We start from the raw sequence: 20239 nt of genomic DNA, 5'->3' as shown, positions 1-20239 counted from the left end.
CCCGTTTTCAGGTATCGCATTCATCTATTCCGAACACCAACCTTCTACCCTGTTTTCATGCCCTTCCGGACCGTTCCTCCCTTGCGGAGTGGTGCAAAGATAGAAACTTTTTAATATTACTTCCAAGTAAACCAAACGTTATTTTTATAACTTTATTGTAAACCACTGATGCTTTGACCGATAAATTTGCTTTTCATCTCCTCACGGATAGCCTGCACAATGAGTGTACCTGCGGTACATGAGGGTATATTTCCAAAAACGACATACAGTCTGTGACAGACTGCCTGTAGTTTTCTGTAAACTCATGGCAGATTACCAAGATCTCATGGTAGTTTTCGGCAAACTGCCAATAGTTTATGATAAACTTATAGCAGTTTTTAAAAAACGTAGGGCATTTATTCATCAGTTGCCGGTACTTTGTGATAAACTCATGGTAGCCTGCCGGACATTAAGTGTAGTTTTTCATAAATTAACTGGTATTTGCAATGACCTCATGGCAGTCTATAGAAAACTCCCTGTACTTTTACGCAAACGACAGGTAGTTCGGGGCAGACTACATGTCGTCTGAAACAAACTGCCTGTCGTTTCTTACGCTAACTCCTACGTTTGCCCTTGGAGGCAAGCAGTATTTTGTTCAGATTACGGGGAAAATAGTAATCGATCTTGACTGGTCACTGCTGTTTAGTGATAAAACTAGCAAGAAGACCGCTTTCGACAAATTCAGGGACCAGGATCAATCTAAATTCAACACAGTTATTCAGAAGAACCATCTTTCCCCTCCTCTCTGGCCTCAAAAAGCCGCGCCCCTACCTTCGAAGAGTTAAGAACTCAACTTATTATTCCCCTTCACATGACTTTACATCCAAGATAGCCTGTCAGTTATATTTAAAAAAATAGTTTTCGTATAAAAATTTATTTGTGAAAACAATATTCACTATTTTTACAAAATCAAAGAACAAAGTAAACCAGTCTATGATAAAAAACGAATTAAGAACTTTAGGTATCGATACTGTCACTGACGGAACATCAACAGGATGCAAATGGTTCGCGTCAGGAGAGCAGATCATTTCTTTTTCACCGGTGGACGGAAAAACCATAGGCCAAGTCACTGCCTCCTCAAGAAAGGACTATAACAAGGTATTAGAAGTTGCAGAAACCGCAAAAAAAATATGGGCAGACATTCCTGCGCCAAAACGTGGTGAAATCGTTCGGCAATTAGGCGACAAGCTCCGGGAACTAAAACCTGTATTGGGCAAGTTAGTATCTTATGAAATGGGGAAATCGTATCAGGAAGGACTTGGCGAGGTACAGGAAATGATAGATATTTGTGATTTTGCTGTTGGTATTTCGCGTCAACTCTATGGCAATACCATTCACTCCGAACGCCCCGGACACCGTATGTACGATCAATACCACCCCTTAGGCATTGTCGGGATCATTACTGCTTTTAACTTTCCTGTAGCTGTATGGGCATGGAATAGCGCTTTAGCTCTAATCTGTGGAAACATTGTGATATGGAAACCAAGTGAAAAAACGCCTCTATGTGCAATCGCTTGCCAACATATACTGGCCGACATATTAAAAGCAAACAAATTACCTGAAGGTATCTCGTCTTTAATTACGGGTGATGCTGAAGTAGGCAGATGGATGACGGCAGACAGCCGTATTCCACTTATTTCTGCAACAGGTTCCACACGAATGGGACGCCAGGTGGCTATGACCGTAGCCGAAAGACTCGGTAAGACACTTTTAGAACTAGGTGGTAATAATGCTATCATTGTTACACCAAATGCTGATTTGAAAATGACAATCATTGGAACAGTATTCGGAGCCGTAGGTACCGCAGGTCAACGATGCACAAGCACACGAAGACTGATTGTACATGAAAGCATCTATGATCAAGTCCGGAAATCGCTAATAGAAGCTTACAAACAACTAAAAATCGGTGACCCGTTGGATACACAGCATCACATGGGGCCCCTTATCGATACCGATGCCGTACAGATATACTTAAATGCTTTAGCCAAAATCGAAGAACAGGGCGGAAAGATTTTAGTAGAAGGCGGTGTACTTGAGGGCGCCGGTTATGAAAGTGGCTGCTATGTGACTCCTGTCATTGCGGAAGTAGAAAACCACTTAGATATTGTTCAAGAAGAAACTTTTGCCCCTATCCTATATTTAATAAAATATTCCGGAGATGTACACCATGCGATCGATTTACAAAATAATGTGAGCCAAGGGTTGTCCTCGGCCATCATGACGACTAACCTACGAGAAGCAGAAGTATTCCTCAGTCAGAATGGCTCGGATTGCGGAATTGCCAACGTAAATATTGGCACCTCTGGTGCTGAAATAGGAGGCGCTTTTGGAGGTGAAAAGGACACAGGAGGAGGCCGCGAATCAGGATCAGACGCATGGAAAGTCTACATGCGAAGACAAACTAATACAATTAATTATACGACCAGCCTTCCACTGGCTCAGGGAATCAAATTTGACCTTTAATAAAATAAATTATGAGAGAAATACATCAGAGATTAGGAAAACACATATTGGCAGATGGACTACCCGTTGTGATTGATTTAGAACAATCACACGGTTCTTACGTGGTAGATATAAATGGTGAAACTTATTTGGACATGTTCAGTATGTTCGCTTCCTCACCAATTGGCTACAATCACCCTCACCTCGTAGCAAATTCGGAGATCTTAAAGAAAGTTTCCATTAACAAACTTGCCTTATCGGATATCTATCCGGTAGAATTTGCAGACTTCTTAGACACCTTTGAACGTGTAGCAATCCCCACGGAACTGGACTATTGCTTTTTTATCGATGGCGGAGGACTTGCTGTTGAGAATGCGTTAAAAGCGGCCTTTGACTGGAAAACCCGAATCAACCTTTCAAAAGGAATTAACAAAGAAGCGGGAAAAGTCATACATTTTCAACAGGCTTTCCACGGTCGCACAGGCTATACATTATCGCTAACGAATACGAAAGACCCAAGGAAACACATGTATTTCCCAAAATTCGATTGGCCTCGCATTATCAATCCAAAATTACATTTCCCATTAACCGAAGAGAGTGTAGTCACAACCGTTCAATTAGAAAGGCAATCCATTCAAGAGATTGAAATGGCAATTCGGAATCATCCAGATGAAATCGCCTGTTTAATAGTAGAATCGATCCAGGCTGAAGGTGGTGACAATCATTTTAGAAAGGAATTTTTCCAACAACTCCGGAGCATCTGTGATCAACATGATATTATCTTAGTTCTGGACGAAGTGCAAACAGGATTGGCAATGACAGGTAAAATGTGGTGTTATGAGCATTATGATATTATTCCGGATATCGTTGCATTTGGAAAAAAATCACAGGTATGTGGCATTCTCGCCAACAGAAGTAAATTTGATCGTGTAGAAAAACACGTTTTTAAAGAGTCTAGCCGACTCAACTCTACATTTGGAGGAAATCTAGTCGATATGCTTCGATTTAAGTTGATATTAGAAGTTATCGAGAACGAAAACTTAGTCACTCAGGCACAAGAAAAAGGAAAGTACTTGCTAGAAAAGATGATAAACCTGTCCAAAGATTATCCACAAATTTCCAATGTACGTGGCAAAGGTCTTTTTGCAGCCTTCGATTTTGAAGACGAAGAATCCAGAGATAGCTTCGTTCAAAAAGCGCTCGAAAACAAACTGTTAATCTTAGGGTGTGGTGATAAAAGTATTCGCTTCAGACCGCATCTTACCGTTTCTATCGAAGAAATTGATAAAGCTATTGAATTGATCAAGCAAAGTCTTTAACAGAAAAAGCTCCATGATTTAACTTCATGGAGCTTTTTCATATTATCAATATCAAAAATTTGAATGTATTGACATCCACGGCTACGCATAAGCAACTACTATTCTAATATAGCTGTTACCGACTGTCTGAATCGCGTGCGAACGGGTTTACCTTCAACCAATCCAGGTTTCCATTTCGGCGATTTACGCATAACACGAAGTGCTTCTTTTGCAAATTCAGGACTTATTTTATGCTGATTTACGATCGCTACATCACAAACATCTCCGTTTTCACAAACTGTAAATTCCAAAATTGCTGTTTGCTTCATTCCGTAATCGACATAAGCGGCACTATCCATCGCATAAATTGCCTTTCGAATATCTAGATTCCGACCAAGAAATTCATTCCATTTTTTTACGCCTCCCCTAAATTGAGGATACACATCTACATGCTCAACTATTGAAGTATCCTGTAAGCCAAGCATTATCTTAGAAACAGGAATATCGCCTTTAGATGTGAAACTTAGCAATACACAACTGCACATACCTAACCAAAACCACTTCATAACGACCTCCTTTTTCACCCTATTGAGTTTCAATTCTTTAAATTACGAATAATCCACCAAATTAACTCAACTTCAGATCTATTTTTTCTCTAAAATTATTTTGTTCATCCGTTATAAATGTCATGGGTTGTTCGGGATTTTTAATGATTTCAAACAAAAGATATCCCCATGGCTTCCAAAAGCTCTCCAGTACTTGTCCGTATGTTTTTACGACCCAATTATCGAAGATAGGTTTTAGTGTGAAATCGTTTAAAGGCATGGGCTCCACGAAAACTTTTTGCGGTGTCTCCATGTAAGTATATTCAGGTAAACGGTTAAAAAGGTAGGCAGAATAAAAATAACGGGCACATATTTCCTCAAATTGTATAGGATGCAAGGTGTGCCCTGCTACTTTTTCCAATGCTTCATCATGATAGATGCGATGTGTACCATTATCTTGTAATGTCGCTATGATCGCAAAATCATTCATCCGCAAAGAGAATACCAGGGTATTGATTTCATCCCGGTACAAAAAAGTTTCGGGTGCATTTTCTACGGGAAAAACCTGAATGCTAAATGGGTTTTGATGTTCAAATTCCATCGGTACCACGATGGATTGTAACATCGCATGAAGATTGCGAAATTTATGTACCAGTGCTTGCGAAAAGTTCATGGCTTCACCCGACAACAAAGCTTGACGAATACCGACCTGGATCTCATTGAAGACTACACCGTATAAAATTTTGGACACCCATTGGAACAACGTGATATCATCTAATTTCTTTACGGTCTCAAATCCTTGTCCCATAGCCTGCTCCACTTGTCTTTCTACTTCTTCAAAAGCCAATGCCGCCGAAACCGAACAGGGAAGCTGCAATTGTTTATAGGTCAGGAAACTCTCATCCAACATTTTAAAGGGCTTCTCCTCCAGATCAAAAGCGCGCATCATCCAAACCGGAAAAACCTGTATCTGCTCATCCGGAGACTGCAACTCTTGCCCCGTAAGGAAGCAGGTTTTATTGTCAAATTTGAAATCTAAAAAAGGATTGTAAAGTTTTGTTGCCATAGTGAACGCAAATGTACAGGTTTCAAAACGCTATCCTACATTCACTTTAAAATTTTCAAACACTAAAGGTGCATCAACGATATTTCCTTCCTTGGTCTTTACACCTTTAAGTTCGGAAGTTCTGCCCTTCTCCAATAAGTTTTTCATTTCCTTTTCCTCCAACAAAACTCCGTTTAATACGCGCCAAATTTTAAAATCGCATCCTCTGGCGTAATGATCGCACTGCGCAACCTTCTCATAGAGCAAAATAGAACCGGGTTGACATTTCGGACATTTGATTTTCCCTTTCTGTTGCGGTTTCGCCTCTTCTTGCGCGATAGAGATCCGAAGTTGCAACAGCTCTTTTGTAATTTTGGCTGTATAATCCTTAATGTGCTTCATAAACACATCATACGAAACTTTATTCGCACGCATTTCCTCCAATTTCTGTTCCCATTTACCTGTCAGGGTCACTTTCGAAATGGAGCGATCTTTCACCAGATTGTAAACCGTCAACCCCTTTTCTGTGGGAATCAATTTCTTCTTGTCACGTTTGATATAATCACGCTGGAATAACGTTTCAATAGTTGCCGCACGCGTGGCAGGTGTACCAAGCCCACAATCTTTCATCGCCTGCCGCATCTCGTCGTCTTCAATCTCCTTTCCGGAAGTTTCCATAGCTTTCAGTAGAGAAGCTTCTGTATGAATCGGTCTGGCTTTCGTAAACCGCTCCGCTAATTCTAAGGTGAGTATTTCTAATAATTCTTCACTGGAAAGCTTTGGAAGTTGGGCGTTTTCATTGTCCTGATCATCTGTATTTTTATCTTCATCAGGCAATTCGACCTGATCTGCGGATAAGCGCCAGCCATATTGACGTATAACAGTTCCCTTTGCTATCAATTCCACGCCATGCGCATCGATAGTTACCGTGGTAATATCTTTCAAACAAATCTCTGAAAAACTTTCGACCATGCGCTTAGCAATCATATTGTAAATGTTTTGCTGTTCTTTTACCATAGGCCCGGGCTTTTCTTCCGTAACCAATAGCGCATGGTGATCCGTTACTTTTTTATCATCGACCGACCGTTTATTCAGCTTTGCTCCTATCAAATTGCGCGAAATTGCCGCTATACTTTCCTCAGCTGTATCGGCTAGATGCTGAAATAACTCTTCGATATTTTCGAAAACATCTTCTCCGATGTACCGTGACCCCGTACGTGGATAGGTAATCACTTTTTTTTCATAAAGTGTCTGCGCAATACTCAGCGTTTGATCTGCCGAATAACCAAATTTCTTGTTCGCATCCTGCTGTAACGAAGTCAAATCAAACAACAATGGGGGCTGTTCTTTGGTTTCTTTGGCTTCGACTTTTAAAACCTTTGCTTGCGAACCAACCGTTATCTTTGAAACAGCTTCTTCTGCAACTTCCCGCTTTTCAATCTTGTCAGAGGTTGCCTTAAATTTAATGTTATCCTTTTCAAACCCCGCTTGTATCTTAAAAAATGCCTGCGGTTTGAAGTCCTTATTCTCCAGATAGCGGGAACAGATCATCGCTAAAGTTGGCGTCTGCACCCGTCCTAAAGAAAGCAGCCCACGATTACCGGCTGCTAAAGTAATCGCCTGCGTTGCATTGATACCGATCAGCCAATCGGATTCCGAACGCGAACGAGCCGACATGTACAGGCTGTCGTATTCCGTGCCTTCTTTAAGTTTCGCAAAACCTTCTTTGATTGCTTTGTCCGTTTGAGAGGAAATCCAAAGCCTCTTGAAAGGGACTTTAGATCCCAAATAGTAATAAATGTTACGAAATATCAATTCCCCTTCTCGCCCCGCATCCGTTGCTACAATGATTTCCTCGGCTTCATCCAGCAACTTTTTAATGGTATTCAGCTGCTTCAAAGCTCCGGCATCATCTATTTGCTTTCCGTCTTTCCGGATTTTTTTTGCTTCCAAACGAAACTGCTGAGGAATAATAGGCAGGTTCGAAACCGACCAGGTGTTGTAGCCATAGGCCTGAGGTGTACACAATTGTACCAAATGTCCAAAAGCATAGGTAAATGCATAGCCATTGCCGGCGATGTATCCATCTTTCACTTCCTTTGCCCCCATCACACGAGCCAGATCCCGAGCCACTGAAGGCTTTTCCGCTATTACAACTTTCATTTTTTTGTAGTACTATTGAGTAGTGCATAGTGCGATTTGAGACACTATTCGCACATCGAAATACGCATGCCGCGCTTCTATATATATTTCAAAAAGGTTTCACAATTCTGCACCGGAATTTCTGAAAAATAAAAATCCGACACATCTTCCGATACAATCATTTCACAAGCCGAGCGAAGTGCCGCATAATATTCCAGCCCGTCTTCAAAATCATGGATGGCAGTATTTTCAACGGTCGACCGTACCGCATCCATATCCGTTGTAGTAATCTCCAATTTTTCGGACAATACGGCGATTTTACTTTTGGCTTGCAGGGTACCGCTTTTCTTTTCAGCAAAGTAAAAGGCGATGGCAAGACAGATGGGAGAAGTATAAATCTTATACCTCGGATTGTCCGACAGGCTTAAAATACGCGCAGCATATGGAAACAAGGGGTATTGCCTATTCAACACCGCCACAATAACATTGGCATCGACAAAAATTCTCATTTCTTGGCATTATAAAACTCGGATTTCAGGCGTTTGCGGGAAGGGGTCTTTGTATATTCTATGCCTTCTTCGGCGATGGTATTGATCCAATCCGAAATAGGTAATTCATCCAGCGATTTATAATTATCAGAAGTTATCTGTTTGTATATAAACTCGGTGAGACGGGACAGGCTCACGCCATTTTTTGTAGCAAAAGCTTTGGCCTCTTTTATAACCTGCTCGTCAAATGACAACGTGATTTTAGCATCCATAATATACTCTCCTTTCGGTATTAGTTTCACAAAGTATCTTTATACGACAAAAATAAAATTTTTATACGTAAAAAACAAACTTAGGTCAAATGCTTTGCACGCTCGGCTACCAAATAGAAAAAATAAAATTCAAGAAACTACAACGACGGTATTGAAATACCTTTCATCTTCCGATACAAATCTACAGCATAGACATCGGTCATGCCGGAAACATAATCTAATACGGCACGTATCTTCGAATACGTATCGGCTTTGTCGGTATGAAATTGTTGCGGAATCATGGCAACGATCTTTTTATCAAAGTGACCTTTATCTGCTTTCAGGTAAGCCGGAATAAATTCTTCCAGCAAGGCATTCATTACTTTGAAACCCGCTATTTCTATTTGTACTACTGTTGGTGCATTGTAGATGCGCTTCACCGATATTTCTTCTATTCGCTTCATCTGCGCAACTATTTGCGGATCTAATGCGTCCATCAGTGGCTTTTCAAATGTGCCGGCTAAAAACTTATCCTGATTTCTGGCAAAAACTCCTGCACAGCCATTGATCAGGGTGTTAATCGCTTTGGCCCGCAGCAATTCCACCCTGCTACCACTATCCGCCAATCCAGCTAACCGACTTCTCAGATCTCCGTCTCCGCATAAAGGCAGCAACAATTCCTCTACCTCCTCATAGGAAAGTATTTTCAGATGATGTGCATCTTCCAGGTCGATGATATTATAACAGATATCGTCTGCTGCTTCTACCAAATACACCAATGGATGACGTAAATAGCCATCTGGGTTAGTAGGATCTTTCTCCAAGCCCAATTCGGTTACTATTTTTTCAAATGCCTCTTTCTCCGAATCAAAAAAACCATATTTCTTGCGGTGATGATTTCCTTTAACGTGTCCATCTATAGCCGCACAAGGATACTTCACTATGGAAGCCAGCGTGGCATAAGTCAATGCAAAGCCTTTGCTATCCTTGCCATTAAAAGGATGTGTCAAGATTCGCAAGGCATTTGCATTGCCCTCAAAATGGGTTAGATCTTCCCACTCTTCTTGTGTCATTTCCTTTTGATAGCTTTGCCCTTTTCCTTCAGTAAAAAAGGACGATATCGCGGCTTCACCGGAGTGTCCAAAGGCGGGATTCCCCAAATCATGGGATAAACATGCTGCAGAAACAATATTCCCCACTTCCTGCAAAAAAGGATAGTCCGTATCGAGATCCGGATTCTGCTGTTTCATGAGATTATAAAATAGCCTTCCCAACGATCGTCCTACACTGGCCACCTCTAGACTATGGGTCAATCTGTTATGCACAAACACCGCTCCCGGAAGTGGAAAAACCTGTGTTTTACTCTGTAAACGACGAAATGGGGATGAAAAAATCAATCGATCATAATCTCGTTGAAATTCAGAACGTGCATCAAATTGATCATTCGGTATACGCTCTTCATAGCCCCATCGTTTTGCAGATAACAGTTGTTTCCAGTTCATGTAATATTCGGATTTTGCTGAGCAAACTTAGATAAAATGCATTTATCTCAATCAAAATATTTGAAAAAAGGTTTGTAATTGAGCCAATATTCAAGAGGTACAAAAATCCGCTTTGGCTCTAGTATCATAATTTAGGTTTATAATTTTTTATGATAGCACCCTCCAGCTTGAGAAACAAACCCATTTCTTGTTTAGCTGAATTTCAATCTTTGAATAAGATCTAAAAAATATTTTCGACTCCAAATGTCAAGCGCATCATCATTTGGTATAAACCGAACAACATCATCTTTAATATGCTGCACACTAATTCCACTTATCTTTTGTGTAAGTAAATCAAGGACTTCAATTTCAGAAATATCATCTCTATTCCAGTCATTGGTATCTTTTGCCCGAAGGAGAAAATGTTTTAAATCCAAAGCAATTCCTTTTTTTATGTACCATTCCAGATCAAACCAATCCCTTCCTTTAACACGGTTTTTCCATTTCCGAAATAATAGGGCATGCATTTTTCCAGCAAAAAGACTTTCTTTTGTAAATGTCTTCACATAAAAAGAGAATGGTCGAAGAAGCAATTTCTCCTCCGTTTCAAATCCGAGAGGTGGCTTTCTGTCGACTTCAATCTTTATTTTCATATTAGGCATTGTTCCAACTCCTAGCTGGGGTGCTATATCTTCCAGCACCAATTCTCTCCAAACGGTATCTGATTTTAAAAATGCAGATTCAACATTAGATGCTATCGATTTACTTTTCTCTTTAATATTTACAGTAATTCCTAAAGCTGCAAATTCTGACTTAATGGACTCGAAATAGGGTTCAAGTGAAAAATCAGCATTTGATTCTAATAGTGAAAAATCCAGGTCTTCTGAAAACCGCTCTAACCCATAAAAAACACGAAGTGCAGTCCCTCCATAGAATGCAGCTTTTTCAAAAAAACCAGATCTATTTAACCCTGCTAATGCTATTTCTTGCATTATTTCTCTCATTGCATCAAAAGCTTCCTGATTACTTTGTGGATTGTATTCCTTTAACCAATCTTTTATCATAAATCGCTAAGCGTCTTTGTTAACATTTTTAAACTAGAAGCTTTGGGAGCAGCTTCAATCCAACTATCGATACCATCAATATCCAAAGCTCTCAATCGATCAATATCAATACGAAGGTCGTCCATAAGGAACGATCTGACCTGAACAATGCTTCGCAGATGTACACCTGAAGTCATCACAATTTTGTCACATAGTGCCTTCTCTGGAGAAGCCATCAAAACGACCTGTCTTGGAGTAAGTTTTATACTTTCAAGGCCAAAAGAGTAATATGGAAGCGATGCTTGTCTGTAGGTAAAACGTCCAACTTTCGTATTAACAGTTTTTGATGCCTTAACAGTAACAGAACTAATTTCATATACGCGTTCAGGAATCAATCCATGGTAAGATAAGGCGGTTTCTAACGAAACATAGCTCGGACCCCATAAATGGTTTGCTATAAGAAATGCTTCTGGCTTTTTGGTTTTACTCTTCGGACCGGGCACATACAATCCATTCTTTATAGTCGTCAGTAGACCTTCCTTTACCAACTCCCCTATCTTGTCATTAGGGCGTTTATAATCTTTTAATAGTGATAAGATTATTTGTCTAGTAAGGGGCTCCTCAGCATAGTTTTCTACTAATTCACTAAAACTCATGTGTAAAAATAACAATAAATAATCGGAAAATATCCGATTTTACTTAAAATATTTTACAAAATCATATTATTACTTCATTACGTGAAACCAAATACATCCCGTCGCCTTCTGCTGAGCTAAAAAACTAGCAATCTCCAAAAAAACTCAACTCTAGGTGTTCTGTTCTGAAAGGTAGATGAAAAAGCAAAACAGGTAGCTGCTTAGATAGAAAACACTGGGATCTGGTTCGGACAACTAGATGATGGATCAGAAAAGCAAGCTTACCAGTTATATCAGCTAGTTGTATTTATTTTTTTAAACATTGCCTTTGAGTTTCACCACATCGATAGACTTATGAAGAATATTATTTATATCTGTTAATTATAGTAATAAAATCAAATTCAAAAACAAATATTCAAAAAATGAAGAATAACCTACTGCTCGCCATACTCTGCCTTGTATTAACCAGTTCATCGCCTACTCAAAGTCGCCCTCGCATGTTCGAGGTGCGAGTTGAATCCAAAATAGATGGGTGCGTCAGACGACATGAGGTAACAGTAGAGGCTAAAAACATCGATGATGCCCGTATTAAAGCACAGCGTGTTGTACAATCCAAATTAACGACCAGAGTAACCAATACACGGGAAATCAAACGGCCATGAAACGAGTCCTCCAAATAGTCATTGCTTGCTATCTGATTTTTCGGATGGGACAATGTGCCCGTAATGAATGGAGCGAAGAGCATGACCGTCCGACGGATCATAGGGTAGAGAAAATAGAAGCCCCACGCCCTACCCAAGCCCCACCTTTTACCTCAACGGACAGGATAATATTGGATGATTCGCTTGAGCGGATGTATGACAAAAATTATATGGATTACGACAAGCATGAACACAATATGGACGACGATGATGAATGGCACGACTACTTTAACGATTAAATTGCTCAATTTAAATAAATATGGAACTATACAAACGTTTTTCTTATAAACCCCGTTCGCACAATTGGTTTGAAGTGAGCCTAGATGAGCTTATATCCAACCATCTAAATGAGAAAATTGAGAAATGGGTAAAGGAGATGAAAGTTAGACACAAAAACTTTCATTATCGAATCCTAAATGCGGATACCTTTCTCGATCCACGCGTAAAAACTGACCCAGGTCTTGAATCCGCTACGGCAATAATCCACATCTTGTACGAAATCGACTAAACAGATAATTACCGCGAAACGCCATTCTTTCGTCTAGATAATAATCCGGCAACAAGATTAACAACATACACCACTTGCCCCAGCAATAAGATGATAAACAAAATAGTAAAGTTCTGTCTTACGACAGCATTTTTAGCGACCAATCGGCTCCACTCACCATCCACACTATATTCTACCAGTTGCAATTGCCTATAGAATTCGGAATCGTAATAACAATACACCGCCAACGAAATACAGAGGCAGGTGTACAACAGTACATGTGCCGAAACCCAATTCGCCAAATACATCCATTTTAAGGTAAGTTGATAAAGCAGCGCCCAGCTAAATGGCCCTTTATACAATGGTCCTTCGCTAATAACTTAAAAATATGTATTTTTATACGATATAAAAATATATTATGACGATTTATTCCTTGCCTGAGCCCTCAAACTTTGCACGCAACATACATGGCAAAAATACGCACTTAATTATCCTGACGAATCCCGCAGGTATGCAAGTCGCGTTAACGGATTATGGTGCTCGTCTGGTAAGTGCATTGGTACCTGACAAACACGGGAACCTTGTGGACGTTGTTCTCGGTTTTGATTCCATAGATGGATACCTCCATGCGCAGGAAAAATATCATGGCGCAACGATTGGACGTTTCGGAAATAGAATAGCGAATGGAAAATTTAGTCTGGACGGCCAGGACTACACCTTAGCGCAGAATAATGGCACAAACAACCTCCATGGTGGCGAGGAGGGATTTCACTCGAAAGTATGGGACAGGCAGGTAAGTTTCAAACAAAAAGTAGATTTTTATTACGTTTCGCCCGATGGTGAAGAAGGTTTCCCCGGTGAAGTGAAGGTCAATGTATGCTATGAACTGACGAACAACAACGAGATTATCATCCGTTTTAGAGCCACAACGAATAAACCTACCGTGATCAACTTGACGAACCACGCATATTTCAATCTAAATGGAGAAGGTAATGGCGATATTCTAAATCACATTCTTCAAATCCCATCCACGCACTTCATTCCAATTGATGACAATCAAATTCCTTTGGGCGAGGCATCTCCGGTAGAAAATACACCTTTTGACTTTAGACGTCCCAAAAAGGTTTCGGATGATATCGGTCAAGATAATCTCCAGATAAAAGCCGGAAGCGGATATGATCATACTTTTGTAAATCCAAGCCCACTTTCTCAAGTGGCTGCAGCCGCATATTCAGAAGAATCCGGCGTTCAACTCCAAGTGTACACTACCGAACCCGGAATTCAATTGTATACCGGTAATTTCCTATCTGACGATACCGGGAAATCTGGAAGTAAATACCTGAAGCGAGGCGGGTTTTGCTTCGAAGCACAGCACTATCCGGACAGCCCAAACCAACCGAATTTTCCAAATGTGGTATTACGACCGGGAGAAGAATTTCAATCACAAATTAGCTATAAATTTAATATCCTAAAATAAGAAAGGAACTGTTGTTTGAAATTCTAATAATAACGTCTCCATATTGCTTTATTTAAAAAGCAAATATAAGCTATTTTGTTAAGCATAGAAAGCAATTTACTTTATCAACTCCTGCAATGCACGTTCTACTTTTTCGAATCCAAAACCTGCCTTTGCCTCATTAAACATTCGCTGAATCTGATCGTTGCACAAGTTGCCTATGCTTCCTTCGTGCGTATGATGCACTTCCTTAGATGGCTGAAAAGTACCATCTTCAATTGCCAAACCGATATTCTTATACGCCTCCCGAAACGGAACTCCTTTTAGCACTTCATTGTTTACAACTTCCACACTGAAAAGATAGTCATATTTCGGGTCATCCAGCACATTCTCTTTTACCGTGATATGCTCAAGCATAAATTTAGCGATTTCCAAACAGTCACTCAACGATTGAAATGCCGGAAACAGATTCTCTTTCAACAGCTGCAAATCGCGGTGATAACCTACTGGAAGATTTGTTGTCATCAGGGCAATCTCATTTGGTAATGCCTGAATTTTATTACAGCGCGATCGGATCAACTCGAAAACATCCGGATTTTTCTTATGCGGCATGATGCTCGACCCTGTCGTAAGATTTGCCGGAAATGAGATAAAACCGAAGTTTTGGTTTATAAACAGCGTCACATCCATAGCGAACTTCGCTAAGGTAGCAGCTACAGAACTCATGGCCTGTGCTAAGATGCGTTCTGTCTTTCCCCTACCCATTTGTGCATATACCACATTATAATTTAAATCGTCGAAACCTAACAATGTAGTCGTCAGGGTACGATCCAGGGGAAATGAAGAACCGTAGCCGGCAGCCGAACCCAGGGGATTTTTATTGCAAACCCGCCAAGCAGCCTTCATCATTTCCAAATCATCCACCAAACTCTCGGCATACGCACCAAACCATAAGCCAAACGAAGAGGGCATCGCGATTTGCAGGTGTGTATATCCGGGAATCAAAATATCTTTATGCTGGTTACTTAACGTAATCAACTGTTCGAAGAGAAGCGTTATTTGTCCGACCAGATGTTGAATTTCAGAACGAAAATAAAGCTTCAAATCCACCAGCACCTGATCATTTCTAGAGCGGCCCGAATGGATTTTTTTACCGGCATCACCTATGCGTTTTGTTAACAGCATTTCTACTTGCGAATGCACATCTTCTACTGAATCTTCAATCGCAAATTCACCTTTTTCAATTTCTTTATATATACGTTTTAATTCGGCTTGTACTGCGGCTAAATCGACAGCTGTCATTAGCCCAATAGCATGCAGCATGCGTGTATGCGCCAATGACCCTAACACGTCAGCTGCCGCCAAATGCATATCCATGGCTCTATCATTTCCTACGGTAAATGATTCAACAAAGGAATCAACATCAATATTTTTTTGCCAGATTTTCATCTATCTATAATTTTTTAATGGTTGATGAGAGCTCGGTGTAAATTATAGTACTTTTTTACTAATACGAGAAACACACTACTATTTACATCTCCTTGGCAAAAATACCATTTCCAACGTAAAATCTTCCATACAAATACAAGCATTTGACATATCCTGCTTTAAAATACATAAATTTACGGCCGATTATTAATATAACATCATCTATGAACATCAAAACCCTCCTTTTTCTTTGTTTTCAAGTCGCTTGGCTAACAAATTATGCACAGGAAAGCAAAACACCTATTAGCTGGACAGACATTCCGTCCTGGTCTTATATACGGATGAACGGCATTCAATATACAAACGACGGCAAATGGACCGCATTTATTTCGGGGCCTACCCAAGGCGACCTCACGCTTACGCTGCGAAAAACACTTGACACGACGGCTTATAATTATAAGATTGGTGGACAAGCAAGTTCTATCGAGTTCAATGATGACAGCAGATATCTTGCTTTTTTTGAATCACCGAGTTACAAAGACATCAAAGCCAATGAAAAAGCTAAAAGACCAATTTCGAAAAGGCTAAAAATCGTTGCACTCTCGGATACTGTTTCCACTGTTTTTGACAATGTGCAATCAGTCCAGTTTTCAAATGAAGATGGCAAATGGATAGCTGTCCGCTTTTCAAATACTATGAATAGACCCGACGGCCCGCCATCTGCAGCATCTGGAAAAGGGAGTGACCTGCTCCTTTATAATCTGGAAAGTAAAAAAAGCTTCAATCTGGGGAACGTAAGTGATTTCAAGTTCAATAAATCGGGGCAGTACATTGCATATACTGTTGATGCTGATGGAAAAAATGGAAATGGTATTTTCCTTTTAGATCTAAAAACAGGCTTAAATTCCGTCCTGCAAAATGATAAGGCAAATTATTCTAAAATCAACTGGAATAAAGAGGGCACAGCGTTCGCCTTACTTAAATCGAAACAAGACAAAAACTACAAAGAGCTTGTTTACACGCTAATCGGGGTTAAGAATATCAAAGGAGATCAAAGTGAACTATTTATATATACCGGCCTTGACGAAAACCAAATCACATCCGGTTATGGTATAAGCCAAAATAGTATGCCGTACTGGAGTAAAGATTTAAGCACCATCTTCTTTGGTATCGCCAAAATTGAGAAGGTTGAAAACAAGAAATCAAACGAAGCTAAAATTGATACTGCTGCAAAAGACAGCTCCAATCAGAAAATAGCTTTAGCGAAAGACAGCGTGACGAAAGATACAATCTCTGCAAAAGTTGCTAATGTGGCTCCTAGAAAACCAAACGGTAATGATAAAAAAGACTTAGAAAAGCCGGATATGATTATCTGGAACTGGCAAGATAAAAGGTTACAATCCAGCCAACGTAGCCAATTAACATCAGACAAAAACTATATGGTAATGAGTGGGCTACATGTTAAAGATAATAAATTCACTTCGCTAGCCGATAGTAATGTGCGTTCTATTGTACTTGCTCCTACCCAACATATTGGATATGGCCTGGATTTCACACCTTATGAATTTGAATCAAGCCTCAACGGACAACGCTATGCCGATCTGCATATCATTGATGTAAAAACAGGTGACCGAAAGCTAGGCGTTGAAAAATTATATCTCAATGCAGCACGTGGTATGAGTTTCTCTCCTTCGGCCGATTACCTGCTTTATTACCAGGATGGCAATTACTACACGCTGCATATTGCTACATTAGCAAAAACCAATCTCACGGAAAAGATCCCGGCTTCATTTATTGATGCCTTTGATGACCACAATGTTTCAAAGCCTGCTACATCGAATTTCGGCTGGACACAAGACGGAAAATACGTTCTTCTAAAAGACAATTACGATCTTTGGAAAGTTTCGGCGGACGGCAAAAGCTATATTAGTCTGACCGATAATTGGAAGACCCGAAAATTAACCCCTTCCCGTTATAACAGAATTTATGAAGATGATAATTTTATTGATCTAAAGAAAGATCAATATTTTACAATCTTCGATGATAATACGAAGCAGTCGGGAATAGCGCTGCTGCCTGCCAATAAACAGACGCTGGAAATCTTATCGTTGGCGGATATATCCGTTGGACAATTCAACAAAACCAAATATGGTAATCAGTTTTTCTACAGCAAAGAAAAGAGCAATGAATCTCCGGAGCTCTTTACAAGCACGGACAAAACACTAAAAAATGAATTAAAATTAACCTCAAACACACCGGATACGGCAAAATTTTCGCTCTCATCGGGTTCGAAATTAATAAGTTATGTAAACGATTTTGGAGACACGTTACAAGCAACATTGTTTTTACCGGCAGACTATGTGAAAGGTAAATCATATCCTACTATCACCTACATTTACGAAAGATTAACCGATGGGACGAATAGCTATTCCAATCCGGCTTTTCCCGGTGGCGGATTTAACAGGGCCGTATATACTAGCAATGGCTACGCCGTATTGATGCCGGATATTACATACAAGCTTAATGACCCCGGAATGTCTGCAGTAGCCTGTGTGGTACCGGCCGTAAAAGCTGCCGTAGCAACCGGCATAGTGGATCCTGACAAAGTAGGGTTACATGGGCATTCATGGGGAGGCTATCAAACTTCCTTTTTAATTACGCAGACCGATATCTTTAAAGCGGCTGTAGCAGGAGCCCCGTTAACGAATATGATCAGCATGTATAGTTTGATCTACTGGAATTCAGGAGCCTCGAATCAAAGTATATTTGAATCCAGTCAAGGCCGTTTGACATCCGGATATTGGGATAATTGGGATGCCTACGCAAGAAATTCTCCTATTTATCATATTAAAAAGGTAAACACGCCTTTGGTCATTATGCACAATGATAGAGATGGTGCAGTAGATTACACACAGGGTATTGAATATTTTAACGGACTTCGCCGCCTCAATAAACCCGTAGTAATGCTCACCTATAATGGTGAAAATCATAGTCTTCGTAAAGAAGTAAATCAAAAGGATTATGCGGTGCGTATGATGGAATTTTTTGATCATTACCTGAAAACAAAGGAATCACCGGATTGGTGGTCAAAAGGCATTGATTACATTGATCTGCCAAAACATCTTGAAGAACGAGCATTCTAATAAGATTCATAAAAGGAACGAAACGGACATTCGTTCCTTTTATATGGCTTTATGAAGCTGAAAAGCACTTAAAAAGTGACTACTTACTTTTTTTTAAAAAACATTTTTGTTCAAAGGATTTATATATCTATGTTTGTAGCACAAGGGAGATGAAAAAGCATAAGTAAAAGTGAGCTAATACTCACAAAATCTTATAGCCGAGAGATAAACAAACTAAATGATGATAGACCTCAAAGTCTTAAAACTTGGAAAAGAAATTATTCTACCCAGTTATAAACTATTTTTTTGATTAAGACCTGTCAATGCCCACGACAGGTCTTTTTTCATTTGTACACAGGCTTTATATCTGTACAAATAGACTGAAACACAAATGAAAATTAAAACTTGTTATAAAAAGCAAGTTTATCTAAGTTTGTACCATAACATAGAAAGTCGCGACTTTCTTAAAACAGCAAAAACACTATGGGAACAGAAAGCAAGAGACAACAGCGCTTTGCAGGAGTGATTCAGCAAGATTTGGCCGAATTATTCCAACGCGATGGAAAGGCATGGGCACCGGGTGCATTCATTACAGTGACGCGGGTAAGAGTAACACCGGATCTAGCTATAGCTCGCGTATACCTTAGCTTTCTAAATACCAAAACGGCTAAGGACGATATCGCTAACATTAAAACAAAAACAAACGAGATACGTTATAAGCTTGGTGCTAAGATAAAAAACCAGGTACGTGTGGTTCCTCAATTGGAGTTCTTTTTGGATGACACCAATGAATATGTAGAACACATGGATAAATTATTCGATGAAATAAGTAAAGAAGACAGGCAGCCCGATTAATGGTCATCAAGAGCCTCCATGGAACTTTCAAGACTATTGACCTCGTATCAGGCGAAATGAAGGTTTTTTAAGCAGATGATTTTTGAATTAGAACGTGAGAATTTTTCCTTTCCTCACCCTCAATATGCTGAAGAAGATGGACTATTAGCTGTAGGCGGTGACCTTACGCCTAAAAGATTACTCACTGCATATAAGCATGGCATATTTCCCTGGTATGCGGATGATTCTCCAATTCTTTGGTATGCGCCACATGACAGATTCGTTTTATATCCGAACCAACTCAAAGTGAGCAAGAGTATGAGAAAAATCCTGTCAACGACTTTATTTAGTTTTACCTACAATACAGCTTTTGAAAAGGTCATCGCAAACTGCTCCAAAATTGACCGTAAAGATCAGGATGGAACATGGATCGTGGCAGATATGCAAAAAGCATACACAGAACTTCATCATTTGGGATTTGCCCATAGTATAGAAGTCTGGAAAGACAAAGAGTTGGTTGGAGGCTTATATGGCGTATTGGTAGGAAAAGTATTTTGTGGAGAAAGTATGTTCTCTAAAGTTTCCAATGCTTCAAAAGCAGCGTTGATATTTTTAGTTCAGAATTTTGGGATAGAATTAATAGATTGTCAAGTCCATACATCGCATTTGGAAAGTATGGGAGCCATTTATATGCCGCAACAGCAATACCTTGATATTTTACAACAGCAAGACTTGAAACCAGATGGACTACAAAGAATTCCAACAGTCCTACATTGGGATAAATGAAACCCTGAAAGGAAAA

Annotated in this window: 19 protein-coding genes; 9 read left to right on the top strand and 10 right to left on the bottom strand. The window is 39.9% G+C overall.

What is annotated here, in order from left to right; translation table 11 throughout:
• Window positions 1–972 precede the first annotated feature (972 nt).
• Window positions 973–2502: an L-piperidine-6-carboxylate dehydrogenase gene (gene amaB / locus E4F24_RS01650; protein WP_140936865.1), complete on the top strand. Its 1530-nt coding sequence runs from the start codon at window positions 973–975 to the stop codon at window positions 2500–2502.
• Between the two features lie 11 nt (window positions 2503–2513).
• A complete protein-coding gene (lat, locus tag E4F24_RS01645) occupies window positions 2514–3800 on the top strand; it encodes an L-lysine 6-transaminase (RefSeq protein ID WP_181182334.1) in 1287 nt (428 codons plus the stop codon).
• Window positions 3801–3898: 98 nt separating this feature from the next.
• Here the strand turns inward: lat and E4F24_RS01640 are convergent, their stop codons facing one another.
• The 8 genes from E4F24_RS01640 to E4F24_RS01605 all read right to left on the bottom strand — a co-directional run bounded on the left by E4F24_RS01640 (window position 3899) and on the right by E4F24_RS01605 (window position 11430).
• Window positions 3899–4345: an energy transducer TonB gene (locus E4F24_RS01640; protein WP_140936861.1), complete on the bottom strand. Its 447-nt coding sequence runs from the start codon at window positions 4343–4345 to the stop codon at window positions 3899–3901.
• 61 nt (window positions 4346–4406) lie between these two features.
• On the bottom strand, window positions 4407–5390 hold the full coding sequence (locus tag E4F24_RS01635; RefSeq protein ID WP_140936860.1) for a hypothetical protein: 984 nt from the start codon (window positions 5388–5390) through the stop codon (window positions 4407–4409).
• Between the two features lie 30 nt (window positions 5391–5420).
• Window positions 5421–7532 carry a type IA DNA topoisomerase gene (locus E4F24_RS01630; protein WP_140936859.1) on the bottom strand — a complete coding sequence of 704 codons (2112 nt, stop codon included), beginning with the start codon at window positions 7530–7532 and terminating at the stop codon, window positions 5421–5423.
• Between the two features lie 77 nt (window positions 7533–7609).
• Window positions 7610–8020, bottom strand: coding sequence for a PIN domain-containing protein (locus E4F24_RS01625; RefSeq protein WP_140936858.1), 411 nt, complete (start codon window positions 8018–8020; stop codon window positions 7610–7612).
• The gene (locus tag E4F24_RS01620) at window positions 8017–8301 is read right to left on the bottom strand and encodes a DUF6364 family protein (protein WP_235891132.1); all 285 of its coding nucleotides are present in this window, start codon (window positions 8299–8301) and stop codon (window positions 8017–8019) included. Before E4F24_RS01620 ends, E4F24_RS01625 begins: the two co-directional genes overlap by 4 nt.
• Window positions 8302–8408: 107 nt before the next feature.
• The gene (locus tag E4F24_RS01615) at window positions 8409–9752 is read right to left on the bottom strand and encodes a deoxyguanosinetriphosphate triphosphohydrolase (RefSeq protein ID WP_140936857.1); all 1344 of its coding nucleotides are present in this window, start codon (window positions 9750–9752) and stop codon (window positions 8409–8411) included.
• Between the two features lie 191 nt (window positions 9753–9943).
• On the bottom strand, window positions 9944–10795 hold the full coding sequence (locus E4F24_RS01610; protein WP_140936856.1) for a nucleotidyl transferase AbiEii/AbiGii toxin family protein: 852 nt from the start codon (window positions 10793–10795) through the stop codon (window positions 9944–9946).
• Window positions 10792–11430, bottom strand: coding sequence for a type IV toxin-antitoxin system AbiEi family antitoxin domain-containing protein (locus tag E4F24_RS01605; RefSeq protein ID WP_140936855.1), 639 nt, complete (start codon window positions 11428–11430; stop codon window positions 10792–10794). Before E4F24_RS01605 ends, E4F24_RS01610 begins: the two co-directional genes overlap by 4 nt.
• Before the next feature lie 401 nt (window positions 11431–11831).
• Between E4F24_RS01605 and E4F24_RS01600 the strand changes: the two genes are divergently transcribed.
• Genes E4F24_RS01600 through E4F24_RS01590 form a run of 3 tightly spaced genes read left to right on the top strand, consistent with a single transcriptional unit; the run spans window position 11832 to window position 12618 of the window.
• On the top strand, window positions 11832–12071 hold the full coding sequence (locus tag E4F24_RS01600; protein WP_140936854.1) for a hypothetical protein: 240 nt from the start codon (window positions 11832–11834) through the stop codon (window positions 12069–12071).
• On the top strand, window positions 12068–12349 hold the full coding sequence (locus E4F24_RS01595) for a hypothetical protein (RefSeq protein ID WP_140936853.1): 282 nt from the start codon (window positions 12068–12070) through the stop codon (window positions 12347–12349). The genes E4F24_RS01600 and E4F24_RS01595 overlap by 4 nt, the downstream gene beginning before the upstream one ends.
• Before the next feature lie 20 nt (window positions 12350–12369).
• Window positions 12370–12618, top strand: a complete 249-nt coding sequence (locus tag E4F24_RS01590) for a hypothetical protein (RefSeq protein WP_140936852.1) — start codon at window positions 12370–12372, stop codon at window positions 12616–12618.
• Between the two features lie 8 nt (window positions 12619–12626).
• Here the strand turns inward: E4F24_RS01590 and E4F24_RS01585 are convergent, their stop codons facing one another.
• The gene (locus tag E4F24_RS01585; protein ID WP_140936851.1) at window positions 12627–12899 is read right to left on the bottom strand and encodes a hypothetical protein; all 273 of its coding nucleotides are present in this window, start codon (window positions 12897–12899) and stop codon (window positions 12627–12629) included.
• A gap of 116 nt (window positions 12900–13015) precedes the next feature.
• Between E4F24_RS01585 and E4F24_RS01580 the strand changes: the two genes are divergently transcribed.
• Complete coding sequence (locus E4F24_RS01580; protein WP_140936850.1) at window positions 13016–14074, top strand: aldose epimerase family protein; 1059 nt, start codon at window positions 13016–13018, stop codon at window positions 14072–14074.
• Window positions 14075–14170: 96 nt separating this feature from the next.
• On the opposite strand, the gene argH is transcribed toward E4F24_RS01580, so the two are convergent.
• Window positions 14171–15502, bottom strand: a complete 1332-nt coding sequence (gene argH, locus E4F24_RS01575) for an argininosuccinate lyase (protein WP_140936849.1) — start codon at window positions 15500–15502, stop codon at window positions 14171–14173.
• Between the two features lie 203 nt (window positions 15503–15705).
• On the opposite strand from argH, the gene E4F24_RS01570 reads away from it, so the two are divergent.
• The 3 genes from E4F24_RS01570 (at window position 15706) to aat (ending at window position 20223) form a co-directional block, all read left to right on the top strand.
• Window positions 15706–18624, top strand: a complete 2919-nt coding sequence (locus E4F24_RS01570) for an alpha/beta hydrolase family protein (RefSeq protein ID WP_140936848.1) — start codon at window positions 15706–15708, stop codon at window positions 18622–18624.
• Window positions 18625–19086: 462 nt separating this feature from the next.
• Window positions 19087–19458: a 30S ribosome-binding factor RbfA gene (gene rbfA / locus E4F24_RS01565; protein ID WP_136903373.1), complete on the top strand. Its 372-nt coding sequence runs from the start codon at window positions 19087–19089 to the stop codon at window positions 19456–19458.
• Between the two features lie 75 nt (window positions 19459–19533).
• Window positions 19534–20223, top strand: a complete 690-nt coding sequence (gene aat / locus E4F24_RS01560) for a leucyl/phenylalanyl-tRNA--protein transferase (protein ID WP_140936847.1) — start codon at window positions 19534–19536, stop codon at window positions 20221–20223.
• The last annotated feature ends 16 nt before the right edge of the window (window positions 20224–20239 follow it).

It is taken from the genome of Sphingobacterium lumbrici, assembly GCF_006476045.1.
GTDB classification, from domain to species: Bacteria; Bacteroidota; Bacteroidia; order Sphingobacteriales; family Sphingobacteriaceae; genus Sphingobacterium; species Sphingobacterium lumbrici.
The sequence above is the reverse complement of the archived record's forward strand: the minus strand, read 5'-3'. Positions and strand labels throughout refer to the sequence as shown.

What these genes read in the sequence shown, in the direction of transcription:
- amaB (WP_140936865.1), top strand. Translation starts at nt 973, where the DNA reads ATGATAAAAAACGAATTAAGAACTTTAGGTATCGATACTGTCACTGAC.
- lat (WP_181182334.1), top strand. Translation starts at nt 2,514, where the DNA reads ATGAGAGAAATACATCAGAGATTAGGAAAACACATATTGGCAGATGGA.
- E4F24_RS01640 (WP_140936861.1), bottom strand. Translation starts at nt 4,345, where the DNA reads ATGAAGTGGTTTTGGTTAGGTATGTGCAGTTGTGTATTGCTAAGTTTC.
- E4F24_RS01635 (WP_140936860.1), bottom strand. Translation starts at nt 5,390, where the DNA reads ATGGCAACAAAACTTTACAATCCTTTTTTAGATTTCAAATTTGACAAT.
- E4F24_RS01630 (WP_140936859.1), bottom strand. Translation starts at nt 7,532, where the DNA reads ATGAAAGTTGTAATAGCGGAAAAGCCTTCAGTGGCTCGGGATCTGGCT.
- E4F24_RS01625 (WP_140936858.1), bottom strand. Translation starts at nt 8,020, where the DNA reads ATGAGAATTTTTGTCGATGCCAATGTTATTGTGGCGGTGTTGAATAGG.
- E4F24_RS01615 (WP_140936857.1), bottom strand. Translation starts at nt 9,752, where the DNA reads ATGAACTGGAAACAACTGTTATCTGCAAAACGATGGGGCTATGAAGAG.
- E4F24_RS01610 (WP_140936856.1), bottom strand. Translation starts at nt 10,795, where the DNA reads ATGATAAAAGATTGGTTAAAGGAATACAATCCACAAAGTAATCAGGAA.
- E4F24_RS01605 (WP_140936855.1), bottom strand. Translation starts at nt 11,430, where the DNA reads ATGAGTTTTAGTGAATTAGTAGAAAACTATGCTGAGGAGCCCCTTACT.
- E4F24_RS01600 (WP_140936854.1), top strand. Translation starts at nt 11,832, where the DNA reads ATGAAGAATAACCTACTGCTCGCCATACTCTGCCTTGTATTAACCAGT.
- E4F24_RS01595 (WP_140936853.1), top strand. Translation starts at nt 12,068, where the DNA reads ATGAAACGAGTCCTCCAAATAGTCATTGCTTGCTATCTGATTTTTCGG.
- E4F24_RS01590 (WP_140936852.1), top strand. Translation starts at nt 12,370, where the DNA reads ATGGAACTATACAAACGTTTTTCTTATAAACCCCGTTCGCACAATTGG.
- E4F24_RS01580 (WP_140936850.1), top strand. Translation starts at nt 13,016, where the DNA reads ATGACGATTTATTCCTTGCCTGAGCCCTCAAACTTTGCACGCAACATA.
- argH (WP_140936849.1), bottom strand. Translation starts at nt 15,502, where the DNA reads ATGAAAATCTGGCAAAAAAATATTGATGTTGATTCCTTTGTTGAATCA.
- E4F24_RS01570 (WP_140936848.1), top strand. Translation starts at nt 15,706, where the DNA reads ATGAACATCAAAACCCTCCTTTTTCTTTGTTTTCAAGTCGCTTGGCTA.
- rbfA (WP_136903373.1), top strand. Translation starts at nt 19,087, where the DNA reads ATGGGAACAGAAAGCAAGAGACAACAGCGCTTTGCAGGAGTGATTCAG.
- aat (WP_140936847.1), top strand. Translation starts at nt 19,534, where the DNA reads ATGATTTTTGAATTAGAACGTGAGAATTTTTCCTTTCCTCACCCTCAA.